The sequence below is a fragment of the Sphingobium limneticum genome (genome assembly GCF_008710165.1).
GTDB classification, from domain to species: domain Bacteria; phylum Pseudomonadota; class Alphaproteobacteria; order Sphingomonadales; family Sphingomonadaceae; genus Sphingobium; species Sphingobium limneticum.
The window spans coordinates 1-18,807 of the sequence record NZ_VYQA01000013.1; the positions used below are offsets into that span (position 1 = coordinate 1).

An 18,807-nucleotide genomic window follows, 5' to 3' on the forward strand; every position below is an offset into this window, starting at 1 on the left:
ACCCGAGCTTCGCAGCTCACGTAGGAAAACAACCCTTCGCTCCGGTAATCGCCGCCCCGCATCTCAAATCCTTCAACCTCAGTTGAAGGCGTCTGAATCACCTCAAGCGGCTCAAGGAAAGAGCCTTTTTCCGCAACCTGTTAAAGCCCGCGCGAACGAGACAGCGAGTTGGACAGTCGTTTCGGGCTTTTACGGGCGGCGATCGGGGATCGAGGCGCCGAAGAGCAGCACAGGCTCACCGGGGGGAGACAGGGCGATCTCGCCGCCGCTTTCGATCACCATCTGACGGATCATCCAGGCGGCAGCAGTGCGGGATGCCAAACCCTCGATCGGCAAGGTACCGGCCAGTGCGCCGCGCAGGTCCGGGTCGAGCACGACCTTGGGCCCTTCGCCGCGCACGACGATTTCGGTCAGGCCCGGCCGCTTTTCGGCGCCGATATCCAACTGTCCGCCCCGCACCAAGGCGTCGCCCGCGATCAATGCCAGATTGAGCAGGATCTTGGCCGCCAGCTTATCGAGCATCTGTTCTTCGACCAGCCAGCCGACCTTCACCCGGCCGGCGGTGGCGAACATGCCCTCGATCGCGACCTTCGCCTCATGCGGCGGAACGGCATCGCCGAAACCGCCGGCAGAGCCGAACGCAAGACGGAAGAATTTGAGTTTGTTCGCCGACGTCTTGGCGCTGTCGGCCAGCAGGTCCAGGCAACGCTGGCGCATTTCCGGATCGGTTTCGTCCGCCATCAGCTCCAGCCCATTATTGAGCGCACCGACCGGGCTGAGCAAATCATGGCACAGACGCGAGCAAAGCAGGCTGGCAAATTCGATACTGTCGGTCGGATGGGTCATGCGGATCAGGGTCGCCGGATTAGAAGGAAGGGAAGCGCTTATGCGGCTAATGCGCTGCACGGCGCGGCGATGCAAGCCCGGCCTGCCGCCTTTCGGTCACCGACTGTCGAGACGGATTTGGGTAAAATGGACGTTAACCGCCGTACCCGGCCCGGCACGCCATAAAGTGGCCTCCCTACCCCCGACGATGAGCCATAAACTTCCATCCGCCGTTGCGCAGGCCGCGTCGGTTACGGAAGGGGCGGCAACGCCCGATGGATGGGAATGATAGTGGCCGATGATCGCAGGACCACCCGAGCGGGCCGCACGATGGGCCGCGATCAAGGCTGCCGGGTCCAGTTCGAAATGACGGGCCGGATCGGCAGCGACATTGGCGGCCGGGATGATCGCCTCTATCCGATCGGCGGCGCCGAGCAGCAGGCCGCACACCTCGTGCCGGTCTGCCGAGGCCAGGGCCACGATTTGTTCCAACAGCGATCTTGAAATTCCTACAATCATTCCTACATCCGTAGCCAATGGTTCCGGGGGTTTCCATCTTAGACGCAATTATCAGCGAGGCGCAGAACGGGCTGCGGCTTGATCGTGCACTGGCGGACCTGTTGCCCGACCTGTCGCGCGAGCGGATCAAGGGCCTGATCGGCGAGGGCCAGGTGTCCTGCGCGCAAGTTTCCAAGATCAACGCATCCATGAAGGTCGCCCTTGGCCAGACTTATACCGTCACGCTGCCCGCCCCTGTCCCGCTCGATACGGTGGCGCAGGATATTCCGCTGACCATCGTGCATGAGGATGCCGATCTGATCGTGGTGGACAAGCCCGCCGGGCTGGTCGTGCATCCGGCGGCCGGCAATCTGGACGGTACGCTGGTCAATGCGCTGCTGCATCATTGCGAGGGGCAACTCTCCGGCATCGGTGGGGTCGCCAGGCCGGGCATCGTCCATCGCATCGACAAGGATACGTCCGGCCTGCTGGTTGTCGCCAAATCCGACAAGGCGCATGAGGGACTGGCCCGGCAGTTCAAGGATCATAGTATCGACCGGCTCTATGCCGCGATCGTCTATGGCGTGCCGGTTCCCGCTTTCGGCACGGTGGATGCCTGGGTGGGCCGATCCGACGCTGATCGAAAGAAGATGGCGGTTCATCGGGAAGGTCGGGGCAAACATGCCGTGACCCATTATCGCATGGTGGAGCGTTTGCAGGGTGCGGCGATGGTCGAATGTCGGCTGGAAACCGGCCGTACGCACCAGGTTCGCGTGCATATGCACCATATCGGGCACCCCTTGATCGGTGATCCGGTTTACGGTAGAGAAAGAAAAGGTTTCAAATCAATACTGGAAACGCTGGGTTTCAAAAGGCAGGCATTGCACGCCAAAAGCCTGGGGTTCATACATCCGGTAACGAGCGAACGGCTTTTGTTTCAAAGTGTACTGCCTAGCGATATGCAGGAACTGTTAAGCCAGCTCCACGTATAGGTTCTGACAAGTTTGCGACGGTGCAGGACGCCTCTTCTGGGTCCCGCCGTGCATGAAAGGGAAAGGTAACGACATGGCCAAGAGCAATGTCCCCGCAGTTCCGGCGCTGGGCGGTGAAGCCAGCCTCAACCGATATCTCTCCGAGATCCGGAAGTTCCCCCTGTTGACGCCCGAGCAGGAATATATGCTCGCCAAGCGTTATGAGGAGCATCAGGATCCGGATGCGGCCGCGCAACTGGTCACGTCGCACCTGCGCCTGGTGGCGAAGATCGCGATGGGCTATCGCGGCTATGGCCTGCCGGTCAGCGAGCTGATTTCCGAAGGCAATATCGGCCTGATGCAGGGCGTGAAGAAGTTCGAGGCCGAACGCGGCTTCCGCCTGGCGACCTACGCCATGTGGTGGATCCGCGCCTCGATCCAGGAATTCATCCTGCGCAGCTGGTCGCTGGTCAAGATGGGCACCACCGCATCGCAGAAGAAGCTGTTCTTCAACCTTCGCCGGATGAAGAACAATATCGAAGCGTTCGAGGATGGCGACCTGCGCCCTGAAGACGTGACCAAGATCGCGACCGATCTGGGCGTGTCGGAAGATGACGTCGTTTCCATGAACCGCCGTATGGCGATGGGTGGCGATACCTCGCTCAACGTGCCGATGCGCGAAGATGGCGAAGGCCAGTGGCAGGATTGGTTGCAGGACACCGACCCGTTGCAGGACGAGCGCGTTGCCGAGGAACAGGAAAAGACGCAGCGTCACCAGATGCTGGTCGAAGCGATGACCGATCTCAATGATCGGGAAAAGCACATCCTGGCCGAACGTCGCCTGGCGGAAGAGCCCAAGACGCTGGAAGAGCTGAGCCAGGTCTATGGTGTATCGCGCGAGCGCGTGCGCCAGATCGAGGTTCGCGCTTTCGAGAAGCTGCAAAAGGCGATGATGCGCATTGCCGGCGACAAGTTGGGCAAGATGGCCCGCTTCGCGCTGGCCTGATCGGTCGGACAGAATGACAGAAGAAGCCCCGGAGCGATCCGGGGCTTTTTTGTTGTCGGCCGTCGGTGGACGGGAAGTGGTTAACGGGCTTGATCCATGGCGATCGCAGCGGCAGTGGCATCTGCCCTTCCCTTTCAACCTGGAACAGAAATGCAGAAAATTCTGAGGCTTATCATCGTTCTTTCGGTCGGCATCGCCATGATGTTCGGCGGTCGCTGGTACGCCTATGTCGCGCTGGGCGACAGCCCCTATGATGAAGTCGGCATTGCGCTCAATGGCTATATGCCTGCGCCGCTGCGTAACTGGGGCTGCCATAAGATGCAGACACGCTTTGTCGGCCAGATGCCGCCCCATGGTTGCGCAGGGCCGGACGGGCGTAGCTGGCTCTGATCGAAGCGCCGATCAGAGAAACCGTTCCATCGCCAGACTGTCGCCACCATAGGTGCCGCCTGCGGCCATGGCAGTGAAGCCGTTACGGCCCCAGAAGGCGTCCGCGCCATTGACGGCCGTGAGCGCAATCCGCCTTGCGCCGATCTTCTCAGCCTGATCCTGCACGATCACGATCGCCACCTGCGCCGCACCGGTACCGCGTGCATCGGGCAGCAGGGCGAGATCATGCAGATAATAATGATCGGCCGGCTCCGGCAGCTTTTCTATCAGTTGGTTCAATGCAGGCGGTTGCGTGCCTTCCCAGGGATGGCTGATCAGATAGCCTATCGCCTTGCCATCCCGCTCCAGCAGCCAGCAACCGCGCGGATGAAGTTGCAGGCGGTTGGCATAGACCGCCGCCTGTTCGGTATAGTCACCATGGACCGCATCGGAAATAGCCGCGACGGATGGAATGTCCGCCACACGCATCGGGCGCCAATCGCTCATGCCGGCACGTCCAGCCTATGGCGGACGGCCGCCAATATTTCGTCGGAAAGGGCCGGATCGGCGACACCGCGCGCCAACACCATCGCGCCGACCATTTGCGCCATACGGGCCAGCGCGTCCTGACGATCCAACTCCGGTCCGCTCTGCTGCAATATGGTGGTGAGTTCCTCGAAACCCTGCCGGAAGGCGCCGGCCAGGTCGCCGCCCCGCCGGGCGGCATCCGGCCCCAGCGCGATCAGGGCGCAGCCGGTTTCGGGCGCGTCGCGGTTGCGGGCGCTGAGATAATTGGCGGCGATGGCGGCGGGCGCGTCACCCTCCCCCGCTTCTGCGGCTACGGTTCGCCAGCGCGTGGCGCTATTGGCGAGCGAGGCGGCGCAGGCTTCCGCCACCAGCGCGTCCTTCGACCCGAACTGGTTGTAGAAGCCGCCATGGGTGAGGCCGCATTCGCGCATAACCTCCCCTATGCCGACGCCATCCACGCCGCGCGCACGAAACAGGCGGGATGCGGCATCGACCACCTTCTCCCGATTGCGTGCAGCCTGATCGCGGCTGACCTTCATATCCGGCGCTCCTCAAATGGCCTCTTGACCTTATATATGATGTTCATCATTTAACGCCAGTCCGATTATCGCCTGAAGGGGGACGTTGATGTTCTCGACCGCCATTGCACGCCGCCTGTCCGCACGGAATATCCATTATGGCTGGGCCGTGGTGGGTGCGACGTTCCTCACCATGTTGGTGGTCGCGGGCGCGGTCGGGGCGCCGGGCGTGTTCATCATCCCCTTGCAGAAGGAATTCGGCTGGAGCGCCGCGGATATCAGCGGGGCGCTGGCCATCCGCTTCCTGTTGTTCGGCGGCATGGGGCCATTTGCTGCGGCCTTCATGAACCGGTTCGGGGTGCGGCGGATGATGCTGATTTCGCTGTCGATCGTGATCGGTGGCCTGCTGCTGTCGCTCGGCATGACGCAGCTATGGCAACTGGTGCTGCTGTGGGGCGTGGTGATCGGCCTTGGCACCGGCATGACGGCGATGGTGCTGGGCGCGACGGTGGCGACGCGCTGGTTCGGGCAGCGGCGCGGGCTGGTGATGGGCTTGCTGTCGGCCAGCACGGCGACCGGGCAGTTGGCATTCCTGCCGCTGCTGGCGGGGTTGACGGCGGCGCATGGCTGGCGGGCGGCATTGCTGCTGGTGTGCGGGGCGATCGTGGTGGCTGGCGTGGCCGTGGTCCTGCTGATGCGAGATCGGCCGTCGGACATGGGCCTGGCGCCCTATGGCGAAAGCGACGTGCAGGCGGTACCGCCCCAGCCCGCCAGCCTGGGCGCGCTGCTGGTCATGCCGATTCATGTGTTACGCGATGCGGCGCGGGTGCCAACCTTCTGGATCCTCTTCTTTTCCTTCTTCGTCTGCGGGGCGAGCACCAATGGCCTGATCCAGACCCATTTCATCGCGATGTGCGGCGATTATGGACTGGCGGCGGTGGGCGCAGCGTCGATGCTGGCGATGATGGGCTTCTTCGACTTTTTCGGCACGCTGGGATCGGGCTGGCTGAGCGACCGGTTCGACAATCGCTGGCTGTTGTTCGTCTATTATGGCCTGCGCGGCCTTTCCCTCCTCTATCTCCCGTTCAGCGACTTTTCGCTCTACAGCCTGTCGCTCTTCGCGGTCTTCTACGGCCTCGACTGGATCGCGACGGTACCGCCCACGGTGAAGCTGACGGCACAGCGTTTCGGACCGGAGCGAACGAATATCGTCTTCGGCTGGATTTTCGCCGGGCATCAGCTGGGCGCGGCCAGCGCAGCGCTGGGCGGCGGTTTGGCGCGGACGGTCTGGGCGAGCTATATGCCCGCTTTCATCGGCGCGGGGATCCTCTGCCTGATCGGGGCGGGACTGGTGCTGCTGATCAATCGCGATCAGCGGCGGGGGACGCTCGCGGCGGCTTGAAACGGATAAGGCGGGCGCGCTACCAACGGAGGCATGAAAGCATCCTCCGCATCGCCCCGCCGCCGCTTCCGCTGGATCATGATCCCGGTCAAGATCCTGCTTGGTTTCATCGCCCTGTCGCTGTTCATGGTGGCGATCTATCGCTTCGTGCCCCCGCCGGTAACGCTGACGATGCTGTTCGACCCCAATGGGATCACCAAGGATTGGACCAGCCTGGACGATATCGATCCGGACATGGCGCGGGCGGCGATCGCCGGAGAGGACGGGAAGTTCTGCACCCATCATGGCTTCGACGTGGACGCCATCGCCAAGGCGGCGATCCATAATGCCAGCGGCGGGCGCATTCGCGGCGGATCGACCATCAGTCAGCAGACGGCGAAGAATGTCTTCCTGTGGCAGGGCGGCGGCTTCGTGCGCAAGGGGCTGGAAGCCTGGTTCACGGTCCTGATCGAGGCGATCTGGGGCAAGAAGCGGATCATGGAAGTCTATCTGAACGTCGCGGAGACGGGAATCGGCACCTATGGCGTGGAGGCCGGGTCGATCCGTTATTTCCATCATGGCGCGGGCAAGATGAACCGCGCCGAAGCCGGGCGCATCGCCGCCGTCCTGCCGCTCCCCAAGAAGCGGGCGGCGGTCGCGCCGAGCGGCTTTACGCGCCGCTACGGCAATACGATCGCGGCGCGGATCGGGGTGGTGCAGCGGGACGGGCTGGACAGCTGCCTGCGCTGAGGCGCCGCTTAACTTCGCACATTTCCCGCAGATTTCGACATGATGTTACGCCGGCCTGATCCTATCGGAAAGCGGCGCTGCCCATAATAGTCAGCATCGCGCGAATAGGACAGCGGGTGGCAGGCATAGAAAAAGGGCCGGGATTGCTCCCCGCCCTTTTCTGTTTTTCGGTATCGGCGTCGATCAGAAGGCGACCACGAACGCACCGCTGATGGCGCGCGGGGCGCCATAGTTGACGTTGGCGCTGGTCGCGGTGGTCAGGCCACCGCTGAACGAACCGATGTAGAACTTGTCGAACAGGTTCGACACGTTGAGCTGGAAGAAGGACTTTTCCAGACCCAGGCTCGCCAGGTTGTAGCGCAGGTCGAGGTCGACCACGGTGTAACCCTGAACCTTGTAGGTGTTGATGTCGTTCAGCCAGCGCGAACCGGTACGCTTGATCTGGGCACCCAGATCGACCGGGCCGAGCGAACCCTGAACGCGACCGCCCCACAGATAGGCAGGAGCGCTGCGTTCGCGATTGCCCTTGGTGGCGGCAAAGGTGTTCGTACCGGTCTGGACGTCAGCGCCGATTTCGGAGTTGATGTACGAACCGAAGGCATAGACCAGCAGGCCTTCCATCGGACGAACCGAAACGTTGGCATCGACGCCATACTTCTTCACGCCACCCAGATTAGTGTCGATGCTGCAATCGCAGACATCGCTGTAGGCCGACGCGATACGGTTCTTATACTTTGCATACCAGCCGGTAACAGCCGCCTGCACCAGGTTGTTCTGGTAACGCAGAGCCAAGTCGAAGCTGTCCGAGGTTTCGGCAACCGGCTTGGAAGCGCTGCTGGAAGCAGGCAGATAGAGCGAGTTGTAGAGCGTGTCGGTACCCGGCACCGAAATATTCGCCGCATAGCTACCCGCGACGCTCAATTCGGGCGTCAGCTTGAAGATGGCGCCGACGTTGGGCAGCAGCTTGTCATACTTATAGTTGCGCGACTGCGGCAGAGCGGCGCCCGAGGGCGTGCCGTTGGCGTTGACGAGATAGGGGTTGGCCGCAATGTAAGCCGCGACATTGCCACCGGCCACGCAGTTCACGTTGCCGTTGAGCGCGGTTGTGAAGCAATTCTGGTTCAGTTCGCGCTTGAAGAAGGGCGCGCGCACACCGAGGTTCACGATCAGGCGATTATCGAGGAACTGACCACGATATTCACCGGCCACCTGGTTCAGCGTCGCGTAGGACTTACGATCACGCTTCTGAAGGATGTTGCCGGCGGCGTCGGTCAGACCGTCGTTGACGGGGAAGACATCCAGCGGTTCGCCATTATAATCGAGGAAGCCAGCTTCACCGGTCTGGCGATGGCGGGCACGGTCGAAGCTGTACGACAGACGAACGCGGTTGTTGTCGTCAAGCTCATAGGAGAGGTTGGCGATCGCAACATAGCGACGGGTGTTGGTCTGGCTGGGGTTGACCACCGTGACGCGATCGGATTCGGCTGCGTCGATACGGCCGTTGCGGTTGGTGTCCACGCCGAGCGTGCCGTCGCCGTTCAGGTCACGACCGAAATAGGCGCTTCCGCCGAAATAGCCGGTCAGCGGCGTGGTGCCCTGATAGTAGAAGCCTTCATAGGCAGAGGTCGTGCCACCGCCATTGGCCTTGGTCGTGCTGTAGGCAAGATCCGCCGAGAAGATCAGCTTATCGGTCAGGGTCAGGCGGGTGCTGAGACGCTGAAGGCCGGTGTTCGACGGATTGTAACGGCGTTCGAACTGCGTACCGCACGTGTTGGGCAGGTCGATCGCACCGGGGCGTGCAACGATGTTGGTGTTGCAGGGCGCGCCCAGGCCACCGACATTATAGAAGCGGGCGCTCTTGTCGCCGTTGAACGCCGCAGCCGTACCCGGCGAACCGCCGAAGTTGTTGCGATTGACGTTATAGTGGGCGGCCAGCGAGACGAAGTCGCCGTTGCTGCCGATTTCCTGATAGATTTTGCCGTTATACTGGGCCTTGTCGACCTTACCGTAATTGGCGAAGGCGGCTTCGTTGTAAGCGCGCGAGGCCGAGAACCAGGCCTTGGTGCCGTGACCGGTGAAGTCGCCGGTTTCGATCTTGCCGAACACGCGGTGCATCGGACGGTCGCCGGCACCCTTGGCAGCGATGTTGCCGTAGCTGACGCTGGCCATCGCGCCGAATTCGTCGCGCGGCGTCAGCGAGTTGATGTTGACGGTACCGCCGACCGCAGCGGCCGTCGGGCTGTCGACATCGGTGGCGCCCAGGTTGACGTTGATGCTTTCGACCAGTTCGGGATCGATCTGCTGGTTGGTGTAGACGGCATAGTTACCCGAGTCGTTCAGCGGGATACCGTCCAGGATCTGGGCGATACGGTCCGAGCTGAATCCACGGATGGTGAAGCTGCCGCCCGACGAACCCCAGGGATCGTTGTTGGTGAAGCTGACGCCCGGAACCAGGTTGATGATTTCGTTGACCGACTGGCCGGGACGCTGACGTTCGATGATTTCCTGCGTCAGGACGACCTTCGCCTTGGGCGAGTCAGGGATCTTGATGCCGCCGACGGCCTGATCTTCCTTGGCGCCGGTAACGACGATTTCGTCGAAGTCCTGCGAACCGGTCGACTGCGCGAATGCGATGGAGGGGCTGGCGACGGCGATGATCGCGGCGCTGCCCATCAGAAATTTCTTCATTTGACCCTTGTCCCTTTTCAAGAGTGGCGCGAGCCACGCCCCTAAACTGTCTGCTCTTTCAAGCCGGCGCCGCTCTTGGCGGCTGCTGGCGACGGCCCTGTGATGCGTCGATTGCATTTATGTTACAATGCACCCGCAGGACTGTCACATTCCTCCCCCGCCACACCCGCTCAGGCTTTGGCAGGCCCCGGCTTTGATGGTAATTTATTGAAGTTTAATGACATTTTCTCAGCCAAACCGACTAGTTTGACACTGGTGCAATTTTGCAACGCGGCAGGAATTTTTGTGCAGCGCACGCAACCAAAATGAAAAAGGGCCGGCGATCGCTCGCCGGCCCATATTTCATACGGGTAAAAAGGAGTTAAATCAGGCCGCGTCTTCGGCCCGCTTTTCCTTTTCGCTGAAAACCCGAATCGGTTCCTTGGTCCCGGCGACGACATCCTTGTCGACCACCACTTCGCCGACGCCCTGCATGGATGGCAGGTCGAACATCGTGTCCAGCAGGATCGCTTCCAGGATGGAACGCAGCCCGCGCGCACCGGTCTTGCGCTCGATCGCCTTCTTCGCGATCGCGGTCAGCGCGTCGTCGGTGAAGCTGAGTTCGACATTCTCCATGTCGAACAGCTTGCCATATTGCTTCACCAGCGCGTTCTTCGGCTCGACCAGGATCTTGACCAGAGCGGTCACGTCCAGATCTTCCAGCGTGGCTATGACGGGCAGACGGCCGACAAATTCGGGGATCAGGCCGAATTTGAGCAGATCTTCCGGTTCGCTCTGACGCAGCAGTTCGCCGGTCCGGCGCTCCTCCGGCGCAGCGACATGGGCGCCAAAGCCGATCGACTTGGCTTCCAGACGATCGCCGATGATCTTTTCCAGGCCCGCAAAAGCGCCGCCGCAGATGAACAGGATGTTGGTCGTATCGACCTGCAGGAATTCCTGCTGCGGATGCTTGCGGCCACCCTGCGGCGGAACGGAAGCGGTGGTGCCTTCCATCAGCTTGAGCAGCGCCTGCTGCACGCCTTCGCCCGACACGTCGCGGGTGATGGAGGGATTTTCGGCCTTGCGGCTGATCTTGTCGATTTCGTCGATATAGACGATGCCGCGCTGCGCCTTTTCGACATTATAGTCGGACGCCTGGAGCAGCTTGAGGATGATGTTTTCCACGTCCTCACCGACATAGCCGGCTTCGGTCAGCGTGGTGGCATCCGCCATAGTGAAGGGCACGTCGAACGTCTTGGCCAGCGTCTGCGCCAGTAAGGTCTTGCCGCAACCGGTCGGGCCGACGAGCAGGATGTTCGATTTGGCCAGTTCCACCTCGCCCGGCTTGGAGCCGTGGTTCAGGCGCTTGTAATGATTGTGGACGGCGACCGACAGCACGCGCTTGGCGCGGTTCTGACCGATCACATAATCGTCGAGCACATCGCAGATTTCCTGCGGGGTAGGCACGCCGCCATCCTTCTTGCCGACAAGACCGCCCTTGGTCTCCTCGCGGATGATGTCGTTGCACAGTTCCACGCATTCGTCGCAGATGAACACGGTCGGTCCTGCGATCAGCTTGCGCACCTCATGCTGCGACTTCCCGCAGAAGGAGCAGTATAGTGTGCTTTTCGAATCCGAACCGGTAAGCTTAGTCATTCGCCATTCTCTCTTCCCCCCCGGTTTACAGTCAACAGAACCGCGTTCGGCGAGGGATTTTCTGGTCCAAAGGCCATTCTAGACCGCGGCGCGCCGGTTCCACAAGGGGTGAAAGTGACGCGTCGCGGTAAAGATTGTCTTTAGGCGTCGTTAGGATCGACCGCGACCGGGCGGCGATCGAACACTTCGTCGACCAGACCGAACGCCTTGGCTTCGTCCGCTTCGAGGAAGGTGTCGCGGTCCATCGCCTTTTCGACCGCTTCCAACGTCTGGCCGGTATACTGGACATAGAGGTCGTTCAGACGGCGACGAATGCGCAGGATTTCCTTGGCCTGGATCTCGATATCCGACGCCATGCCCTGGGCGCCGCCGGACGGCTGATGCACCATGATGCGGGCGTTGGACAGCGCGATGCGCTTGCCCGGCTCACCGGCGGCCAGCAGGAAGCTGCCCATGGAGGCGGCCTGACCGATGCAGACGGTGCCGACCTGCGGGCGGATATATTTCATCGTGTCGTGGATCGCCATGCCGGCCGTCACCACGCCGCCGGGCGAGTTGATGTACATCCAGATGTCCTTCTTCGGATTTTCCGATTCGAGGAACAGGAGCTGGGCGACGATCAACGACGCCATATGATCTTCGACCTGGCCGGTGACGAAAATGATGCGTTCACGCAGCAGCCGCGAGAAAATGTCGAAGCTGCGTTCGCCGCGGTTCGACTGTTCGATGACGATGGGGACCAGGGCGGCCATGGGATCGGTCATGATATCGGTCATTGTGCTCTTTCAGTCTGGTGCTTTTGCCCGGTCCCTACATCGGCACAAAAGGCGGATGGTTCAAGGGGGAAGGCGTCACCACCTTCAGGGCATGAGTGAGGATCAGTCGCGGCGGCCGTAGTCGGATGGCGCGCGGAAGGCGAGATAGGCAAGACGGCGGACTTCGCGACGGCCGCGCACGACCGTGTCGAGGATAAGCCCGCACATGGCCGACAGCGTCGCCAGGATCATCACGCCGGTGACCAGGATCGCGGTGGGGAAGCGCGGGACCAGGCCGGTGTGGAGATAGGTAACGATCAGCGGCGCAGCAAGGCCGAGGGCCAGCGCCGCCAGCAGCGCCGCAATGATGCCAAAGAACAGGATCGGCCGTTCGATGCGGTACAGGGTGATAATCGTGCGCAGGATGCGAAATCCGTCGCGATAGGTGCTGAGCTTGCTGACCGATCCTTCGGGACGGGCGCCATAGGCGGTCATCACTTCCGACACGGGCATGGCGAGTTCCAGCGCATGAACGCTGATTTCCGTCTCGATCTCGAAGCCGGCCGACAGGACCGGGAAGCTTTTGACGAAGCGGCGGGAAAAGACGCGATAGCCCGAGAGGATATCGGTGAAGCTGCGGCCGAACAATTGCTTGAGCAGGCTGGTCAGCGCCCAATTGCCGAAGCGGTGGCCGCGACGATAGGCCTCCTCCACCTCCGACTTGCGGGCGCCCACGACCATGTCCAGATTACCCTCCAGCATGGCGGCGACCATGCGGGGGGCGGCGGCGGCCTCATAGGTCGCGTCGCCATCGGCCATGATGTAGATATCGGCGTCGACGTCGGCGAACATGCGGCGCACGACATGGCCCTTACCCTGCTGGCCCACGCGGCGGACGATGGCCCCTGCCCCGGCCGCCAGTTCGCGGCTGCCGTCCGTGCTATTATTGTCGAACACATAGATGTCGGCGGCGGGCAGCGCGCGGCGAAAATCCTCCACCGTCTGCACGATCGCGCCGGCTTCGTTGTAGCAGGGCAGGATCACCGCGACGCGCGGGGCCGCAACGGCCGGTTGACTGTTCACCGCGGGATATTCCTTCATCGCCTTCCCATGTCCCCATCTAGCTGGGTTCGACATGGCGCATCATGATTAAGATTTCGTCTGCCATGCCATTCCCGGAAAGGAAAGCGTGGGCGAAATGAAAAGCGCCCGGGCTTCGCGGGGAAGCCGGGCGCTATTCATGATCGCAAAGGCGGGCTTATTCGGCCTTGGCGGCAGCCTTCTTGGGAGCAGCCTTCTTCTTGGGCTTCTCTTCGGCGGCGGCGTCTTCCTCGGCGACCGCTTCGTCCTTCTTGGCGGCGGCCTTCTTGGGCGCGGCCTTCTTCACCGGCGCTTCTTCAGCAGCGGCTTCGGCAGGTGCGTCCTCGGCTTCGGCCTTCTTCTTGGGCGCAGCCTTCTTGGCCTTGGGCTTTTCGTCATGATGGTCATGACCGCAGTCAGGGCCATGGACGTGGGGCTTCAGATCGCCATCTTCGGCTTCGATCGCGGCTTCCAGCTCTTCCTTGGTCACGGCGCGGTCGGTGACTTCCGCCTTTTCGAACAGGAAGTCGACGACCTTGTCCTCATAAAGCGGGGCGCGCAGCTGGGCGGCGGCCATCGGATCCTGACGGACATACTGGACGAAGCGCTCGCGGTCCTGCGGGCCGTACTGCTGCGCCGCCTGCATGATCAGGCGGTTCATTTCCTGGTCGTTGACGACGACGCCATTGGCCTGGCCGATTTCCGACAGGAGCAGGCCGAGACGAACGCGACGCACGGCGATGGCGCGATAATCGTCCTTCTCCGCTTCCATTTCGGCGATCGCGGCGGCCGGATCTTCCTCATGGGTCGCTTCATGCTGAAGCTGCTGCCAGATCTGGGCGAATTCGGCTTCCACCATGCTGGGCGGCACGTCGAAGTCGTGTGAAGCGGCGAGCTGATCAAGCAGCTTGCGCTTCATATAGGTGCGGGTCAGGCCATTATGTTCCTGCTCGATCTGCCCCTTGAGCAGTTCCTTGAGCTTGTCCAGACCTTCCAGACCCAGCGACTTGGCGAACTCTTCGTCCACCTTGGGCTTGTCGGCGTTCAGGATCGACTGGACGGTGATGTCGAACGTCGCTTCCTTGCCGGCGAGATGTTCGGCGCCATAATCTTCGGGGAAGGTGACGGTGATCGTCTTTTCTTCGCCCTTCTTTACGCCGGTCAGCTGCTCTTCGAAGCCGGGGATGAACTGGCCGGCGCCGATCTTGAGGTTCACGCCTTCGGCCGAACCGCCTTCGAACGCTTCACCGTCGACCTTGCCGACGAAATCGATCTTCAGCGTGTCGCCGTCCTTCGCCTTGTGGCTGGCGGCATGTTCTTCGAGTGCGCCCTGCTGGCTGGCGATGCGGCCGGCGGCTTCATCGACCTGTGCGTCGGCAACTTCGACGGTCAGGCGTTCCAGCTTCAGACCATCGACGCTGGGCGCCGCGATTTCGGGCAGCACTTCCAGAGCGACCTTGATTTCGGCGTCCTTGCCGAATTCGAAGCCTTCGTCCAGTTCGACCGACGGCTGCATCGCGGGACGCAGCTTCTGGTCGGCGATCAGCTTCTGGATGCTTTCCTGGATGCTGTTATTCAGGGCGTCGCGCTGAAGCGATTCACCATGCATCTTCTTTACAAGGTTGGCAGGCACCTTGCCGGCGCGGAAGCCGGGCATGCGCACTTGCGGTGCGATTGCCTGCACTTCCTTATCGACACGGGCGTCGATGTCCTTCGACGTGATGGTTACGGTGTAGGCGCGCTTCAGGCCCTCGTTCAACGTCTCGACAGTCTGCATCTCTTCTCTCAAACGCTTTCTTCAGCTGAATTTCGGTGGCGTCGCCGCAGGCGGCGTCTGGTGCGGGCGAAGGGACTCGAACCCCCACATCATACGATACCAGAACCTAAATCTGGCGCGTCTACCAGTTTCGCCACGCCCGCATCGGTCGCCGGTCGGCGCGGCATAGAGAAAAGCGCGGTAAGAGGCAAGCTATAGTGGAAAGCCTTGCGGAACCGCCCTGCTGCCCGAACGTAGGTTCATTGCGTTACACAGGAGAGACAGACATGGCCACCCGCCCGGATCATAATCCCGACGGCCTTCCCCCGCCCGACCGGATCGAGCCGCAATCGCCCGACGAACTGCCCGTGCCCATCACGCCGGACGAGACGCCGATGACCCAGCCGGACGAAATCAGCCCGGTCGGCCCGGATTACGACCAGCCCGACAGCGCGCCTGCCGAACTGCCGCCGCCGCCCGACTGACGAGGGCGGACGCACGGCAAAGGATTGCCGCGACACAAGTGTGCGCTTGCCGCAACATATCCACAATTAATTTACGATCGAGGGAACCATTTTGGTCTTTTGCCGGAAAATGACTGTTCCGTGGCTGGACAGGCCCCTGCATCCATGATTGAAATATGTCATCAAGAAGACAGAAAATGAAATGCTGGAGAGGCGCGGCTGACAAAATAAGGGGGTCAACGTGCATAGGGTTCGCGCTAAACTGGACTGGTTCAAGACGGTTATCCTGCCACAGGAAGCCGCCCTTCGTGGCCGCCTCCGCAGAATATTGCCGTCGACCCATGAGTTGGAGGATATGGTCGCGGAAGTATTGGCCCGCGCCTATGCCACGGAAAATTGGGAGAATGTGACGACAGGCCGCGCCTATCTGTTCACCATCGCCCGCAACCTCGTCATCGACACCGCCCGCCGCAACAAGGTGGTCAGTTTCGAAACCATCGCTGATCTGGAATTGCTGGGCGGCGAAAATAATATCGAGGCCCAGCTTCATGCCCGCGAGGCACTGCGACAGGTGGAAGCCATCGTCGAGTCGTTGCCGACCCAATGTCGCCGCGTATTCATTTTGCGGCGCATCCATGAAAAATCGATGTTGGAAATAGCGGAGGAAATGTCTCTATCCGTTTCTACTGTTGAAAAACATCTGGCCAAAGCCATCGCGATAGTTATGCGGGCCTGGGCAGAACGTGAGGAAACGGACTTCGAGCGTGCAGGCGTCGGGACCAGGTTCGAACAGCGCAGACAGGGACTCGATCGAGGCGCAAGCCGCGCGCCTGCTAGCCCGGCTTAACAGCGATCCCAGTCCGCAGGACGAAGCGGAGATTTGCGACTGGGTCGAAAGCGACCCGCGCCATGCCATCGCCTTTGCCCGCGCCGAGGCCGCGTGGGACGCTGCCGAGCGGCTGAAAAGTGCCGCTGCCGATATCACTTTGCCGCCCATGGCGGAGATCGTCAGCGAAGAACAGCAGCGCCGCCTGTCGCGCAACATCATGATCGCCGCCGCCATCGCGATCCTGTTCTTCATCATCGCCGCGATCGTCACCATCCGCACGTTCAACGGGGTGGATCGTTACCAGACCGCCATCGGCGAATTGCGCGACGTGAAGCTGGACGACGGAACGGTCCTGCACCTCAACAGCGACAGCGAAGCCGAAGTGCGTTTCACCGCCCATGGCCGCAAGGTGCGCCTGTTCAAGGGCGAAGCCTCCTTCGATGTCAGCGCCGATGAAGCGCGCCCCTTCGATGTCGAGGCGCGATCCGCCGTGATTCGTTCGTCGGACACGGCGTTCAACGTGCGGATGCGGCCATCGATCGTCGAACTGACCGTGACCAAGGGCAAGGTCATCGTCTATTGCAGCAAGGGCAAACCCCATGCCGTGGCGGCAGGTGGCGGCGCGGTGATCCAGCCGCGCACCGTTTCGCTCACCCGCCTTGGCCCCAAGCTGGTGGATCAGCGGATCGCATGGCGGGCGCAGATGGTCGAACTGGATGGCGAGACGGTCGAGCAGGCCGCGGGCGAGTTCAACCGCTATCGCGCGGCGCCCATCCTGATCGGCGATTCCCGCGTGTCGGCCCTGCGCATCGGCGGGCGCTTCCCGATCGGTGGCAGCCAGGAATTTCTATCCGTCCTGCAACTGAGCCTGCCGATCCGCGCCGTTCATGGCGAGGACGGGTCGGTGATGCTGCTCTATCGCGACGAAGTGGCCAAGGCGCTGGCGGTAAATTAGAGCGCGATGACGGAGTGCGGCGCCCCTGAAAGCCTATGGGGATGGCGGCGGCCGATTACATGGCGTTGTCGGCGGCGTTGAACGCATCCTGGAAGCTTTCGGGCAACGGCGGCTGAACCGGGCGATCGCACCCCTCTTCCTTCATATGGGCGCGCAGGGCGTCCATCCGACCGAGGTTCCAGCGCGCAAGGGGCACGCCAAGCGGACGAAATTCGGCGCGGTCGAACAGTTCCACCACATAGGATTTGCAGAGGTCATCCACCTGATCGAGCGATAGCATGCCAAGGTTCATGACCATCGGCTTGCCCGGCACGCCGTTGCGCCCCCGCACCAGGTCGGTCACGTAAAGCCCGCCGCGCGGATCGACCAGCACGACGTCCGCCTCGCTCGAATCGATCAGGCGATGGCTGGCGGCATAGGGCGCGACGAAGGCATGGGTGCGCCAGACCAGATAGCCGCTCGCCAAAATGGTGATGGCCATGCCGATCAGCAGCGGTCGCATTGCCCCCTGCGGCCGGAAGCGCGCCCAGCCAAGGCCGGCGAGCAGACAGAAGGGGCCGATAAACCCATGGGCGTAGCGGAAGCCCCAGCCATAGCCCTGCGCCAGTGCCAGCAGGCATCCGGCAATACAGCCCATCGCCAGCGGCAGCGCGATTTCCTGCCCCCGGATCATCGCGCGCCAGCGCATGGCGGCGATGCCGAGCATGGCGAGCGGCACCATCAATATATTGTTCCAGGCGACATAGCGGGTGATATTGACCAGCGGCTGCCAGCGATCGCCCAGACGTTCGAACAGGCTGCCGACCTTGTCGGCGACCCCGGCCGAGGGACGGATGTCGATCGGGGCGCCCAGCGCATGCATCAAAAATGTCGGCCAGACCTTCGCCCAGATGATGACGATCGCCACCAATGTCAGCACATGGAAGGCCGCGACCGTCCAACGCCGCGCCAGCAGCATCCACAGGATGAATGGCGCGATGAAGATCGGCGGGAAATGCCATTGGTGCAGGCCGGCGGCGATGAGCGCCACCACCCCGGCGCTCAAATGACCGACCATGCCACCACGCAGGACGAGCGCCAGCCACACCATGTTGAGCGCGAAATGGCCGGTCATGGCATAGGGCGTCATGGCCGTGACCCACAACTGGCTGGACGACGCGCCTAGCAATACCGTGACCCAGACCGCATCGGGGCGATCGGGCATCAGGTGAAGCGCCACCCGCCACAGCGCGAACAGGCCCGCCATCAACAGCGCGGGCCCGGCAAGATTGGGATCGCCCAATTGCCAGAACAGCGCCTGGATCGCGCTGTTCACCGGCAGATAGGCCGCCGTCCAATAATCCGCCGCGCCGAAGGGCGAGAAAAATTCCGGCATGATCGCGCGGCGATAGGGTTCCCATTCCATCGGGATCGGCCGGGCGAACAGGCCTTCGCGCATATAGGCGGCGGCGAAGCGGGCGACTTCCTCGTCCCGGCTGATCGCATAATCCTGAAACAGCGCATAATGGCCGGCCCATGCCGCCATGCCCAGCAGGACGATGAGCGGCACGACGATGCGCGCGGTCGGCCGGGGGAGCGCAAACCCCTTCCCTTCCGCCCAGGGCGCGGCGAGCGCGAGCAGCAACAGCGATCCCAGCAGCGCGGGAAAATCCTGATCGAGCAGCAGGATGACGGCCAGGCTGACGCCCTGCCGATAGGTGACATGCCAAAGGAAGGTCGCGCCAAGCCATAGGGCCAGGCCGATCGCTCCCGCCAGAAACAGGCGGCGCGCGCTGACGAACCCGGCTGTGTCGCCCATG

General features: G+C 62.2%; 18 protein-coding genes and 1 tRNA gene. 8 read left to right on the forward strand and 11 right to left on the reverse strand.

Going from position 1 to position 18,807, the window contains the following annotated elements:
* Window positions 1-189: 189 nt before the first annotated feature.
* Both F4U95_RS16450 and F4U95_RS16455 read right to left on the reverse strand, forming a co-directional pair.
* Entirely contained in the window at window positions 190-846 is a 657-nt protein-coding gene (locus tag F4U95_RS16450; RefSeq protein WP_120250019.1) for a histidine phosphotransferase family protein, read from the reverse strand.
* Window positions 847-942: 96 nt separating this feature from the next.
* Entirely contained in the window at window positions 943-1,344 is a 402-nt protein-coding gene (locus F4U95_RS16455) for a M67 family metallopeptidase (RefSeq protein ID WP_150426451.1), read from the reverse strand.
* Window positions 1,345-1,361: 17 nt separating this feature from the next.
* Here F4U95_RS16455 and F4U95_RS16460 point away from each other — a divergent pair, with 17 nt between their 5' ends.
* The 3 genes from F4U95_RS16460 (at window position 1,362) to F4U95_RS16470 (ending at window position 3,690) form a co-directional block, all read left to right on the forward strand.
* On the forward strand, window positions 1,362-2,315 hold the full coding sequence (locus tag F4U95_RS16460) for an RluA family pseudouridine synthase (RefSeq protein WP_150426452.1): 954 nt from the start codon (window positions 1,362-1,364) through the stop codon (window positions 2,313-2,315).
* 73 nt (window positions 2,316-2,388) lie between these two features.
* On the forward strand, window positions 2,389-3,300 hold the full coding sequence (gene rpoH / locus F4U95_RS16465; RefSeq protein ID WP_120250016.1) for an RNA polymerase sigma factor RpoH: 912 nt from the start codon (window positions 2,389-2,391) through the stop codon (window positions 3,298-3,300).
* Window positions 3,301-3,450: 150 nt separating this feature from the next.
* Window positions 3,451-3,690: a hypothetical protein gene (locus F4U95_RS16470; protein WP_150426453.1), complete on the forward strand. Its 240-nt coding sequence runs from the start codon at window positions 3,451-3,453 to the stop codon at window positions 3,688-3,690.
* A 12-nt stretch (window positions 3,691-3,702) separates the two neighbouring features.
* Here F4U95_RS16470 and F4U95_RS16475 read toward each other — a convergent pair whose 3' ends face one another.
* Together F4U95_RS16475 and F4U95_RS16480 are read right to left on the reverse strand one after the other, a co-directional pair.
* A complete protein-coding gene (locus F4U95_RS16475; protein WP_150426454.1) occupies window positions 3,703-4,176 on the reverse strand; it encodes a GNAT family N-acetyltransferase in 474 nt (157 codons plus the stop codon).
* Entirely contained in the window at window positions 4,173-4,736 is a 564-nt protein-coding gene (locus F4U95_RS16480; RefSeq protein ID WP_150426455.1) for a TetR/AcrR family transcriptional regulator, read from the reverse strand. Before F4U95_RS16480 ends, F4U95_RS16475 begins: the two co-directional genes overlap by 4 nt.
* Window positions 4,737-4,824: 88 nt before the next feature.
* Here F4U95_RS16480 and F4U95_RS16485 point away from each other — a divergent pair, with 88 nt between their 5' ends.
* Window positions 4,825-6,117: an MFS transporter gene (locus F4U95_RS16485; protein ID WP_150426456.1), complete on the forward strand. Its 1,293-nt coding sequence runs from the start codon at window positions 4,825-4,827 to the stop codon at window positions 6,115-6,117.
* Between the two features lie 33 nt (window positions 6,118-6,150).
* Entirely contained in the window at window positions 6,151-6,846 is a 696-nt protein-coding gene (gene mtgA, locus F4U95_RS16490) for a monofunctional biosynthetic peptidoglycan transglycosylase (RefSeq protein WP_120250011.1), read from the forward strand.
* Window positions 6,847-7,029: 183 nt separating this feature from the next.
* Here mtgA and F4U95_RS16495 read toward each other — a convergent pair whose 3' ends face one another.
* The 6 genes from F4U95_RS16495 to F4U95_RS16520 form a co-directional block, all read right to left on the reverse strand.
* The gene (locus F4U95_RS16495) at window positions 7,030-9,534 is read right to left on the reverse strand and encodes a TonB-dependent receptor (RefSeq protein WP_150426457.1); all 2,505 of its coding nucleotides are present in this window, start codon (window positions 9,532-9,534) and stop codon (window positions 7,030-7,032) included.
* 366 nt (window positions 9,535-9,900) lie between these two features.
* Window positions 9,901-11,169, reverse strand: a complete 1,269-nt coding sequence (clpX, locus tag F4U95_RS16500) for an ATP-dependent Clp protease ATP-binding subunit ClpX (RefSeq protein ID WP_150426458.1) — start codon at window positions 11,167-11,169, stop codon at window positions 9,901-9,903.
* 140 nt (window positions 11,170-11,309) lie between these two features.
* Complete coding sequence (gene clpP / locus F4U95_RS16505) at window positions 11,310-11,945, reverse strand: ATP-dependent Clp endopeptidase proteolytic subunit ClpP (RefSeq protein WP_120250008.1); 636 nt, start codon at window positions 11,943-11,945, stop codon at window positions 11,310-11,312.
* Between the two features lie 102 nt (window positions 11,946-12,047).
* Complete coding sequence (locus F4U95_RS16510) at window positions 12,048-13,025, reverse strand: glycosyltransferase family 2 protein (protein WP_150426459.1); 978 nt, start codon at window positions 13,023-13,025, stop codon at window positions 12,048-12,050.
* Window positions 13,026-13,182: 157 nt separating this feature from the next.
* Window positions 13,183-14,781, reverse strand: coding sequence for a trigger factor (gene tig / locus F4U95_RS16515; RefSeq protein ID WP_150426460.1), 1,599 nt, complete (start codon window positions 14,779-14,781; stop codon window positions 13,183-13,185).
* Between the two features lie 58 nt (window positions 14,782-14,839).
* Window positions 14,840-14,924 (reverse strand) — tRNA-Leu (locus F4U95_RS16520).
* A gap of 123 nt (window positions 14,925-15,047) precedes the next feature.
* On the opposite strand from F4U95_RS16520, the gene F4U95_RS16525 reads away from it, so the two are divergent.
* The 3 genes from F4U95_RS16525 to F4U95_RS16535 all read left to right on the forward strand — a co-directional run bounded on the left by F4U95_RS16525 (window position 15,048) and on the right by F4U95_RS16535 (window position 17,008).
* Window positions 15,048-15,245 carry a hypothetical protein gene (locus F4U95_RS16525; RefSeq protein WP_150426461.1) on the forward strand — a complete coding sequence of 66 codons (198 nt, stop codon included), beginning with the start codon at window positions 15,048-15,050 and terminating at the stop codon, window positions 15,243-15,245.
* A gap of 220 nt (window positions 15,246-15,465) precedes the next feature.
* Entirely contained in the window at window positions 15,466-16,071 is a 606-nt protein-coding gene (locus F4U95_RS16530; RefSeq protein ID WP_150411864.1) for a sigma-70 family RNA polymerase sigma factor, read from the forward strand.
* Window positions 15,989-17,008 (forward strand): FecR family protein, encoded by a 1,020-nt coding sequence (locus tag F4U95_RS16535; protein WP_150426462.1) that lies wholly within the window; start codon window positions 15,989-15,991, stop codon window positions 17,006-17,008. The genes F4U95_RS16530 and F4U95_RS16535 overlap by 83 nt, the downstream gene beginning before the upstream one ends.
* Window positions 17,009-17,063: 55 nt before the next feature.
* On the opposite strand, the gene F4U95_RS16540 is transcribed toward F4U95_RS16535, so the two are convergent.
* The gene (locus F4U95_RS16540) at window positions 17,064-18,806 is read right to left on the reverse strand and encodes an MFS transporter (RefSeq protein WP_150426463.1); all 1,743 of its coding nucleotides are present in this window, start codon (window positions 18,804-18,806) and stop codon (window positions 17,064-17,066) included.
* Window position 18,807: the final 1 nt, after the last annotated feature.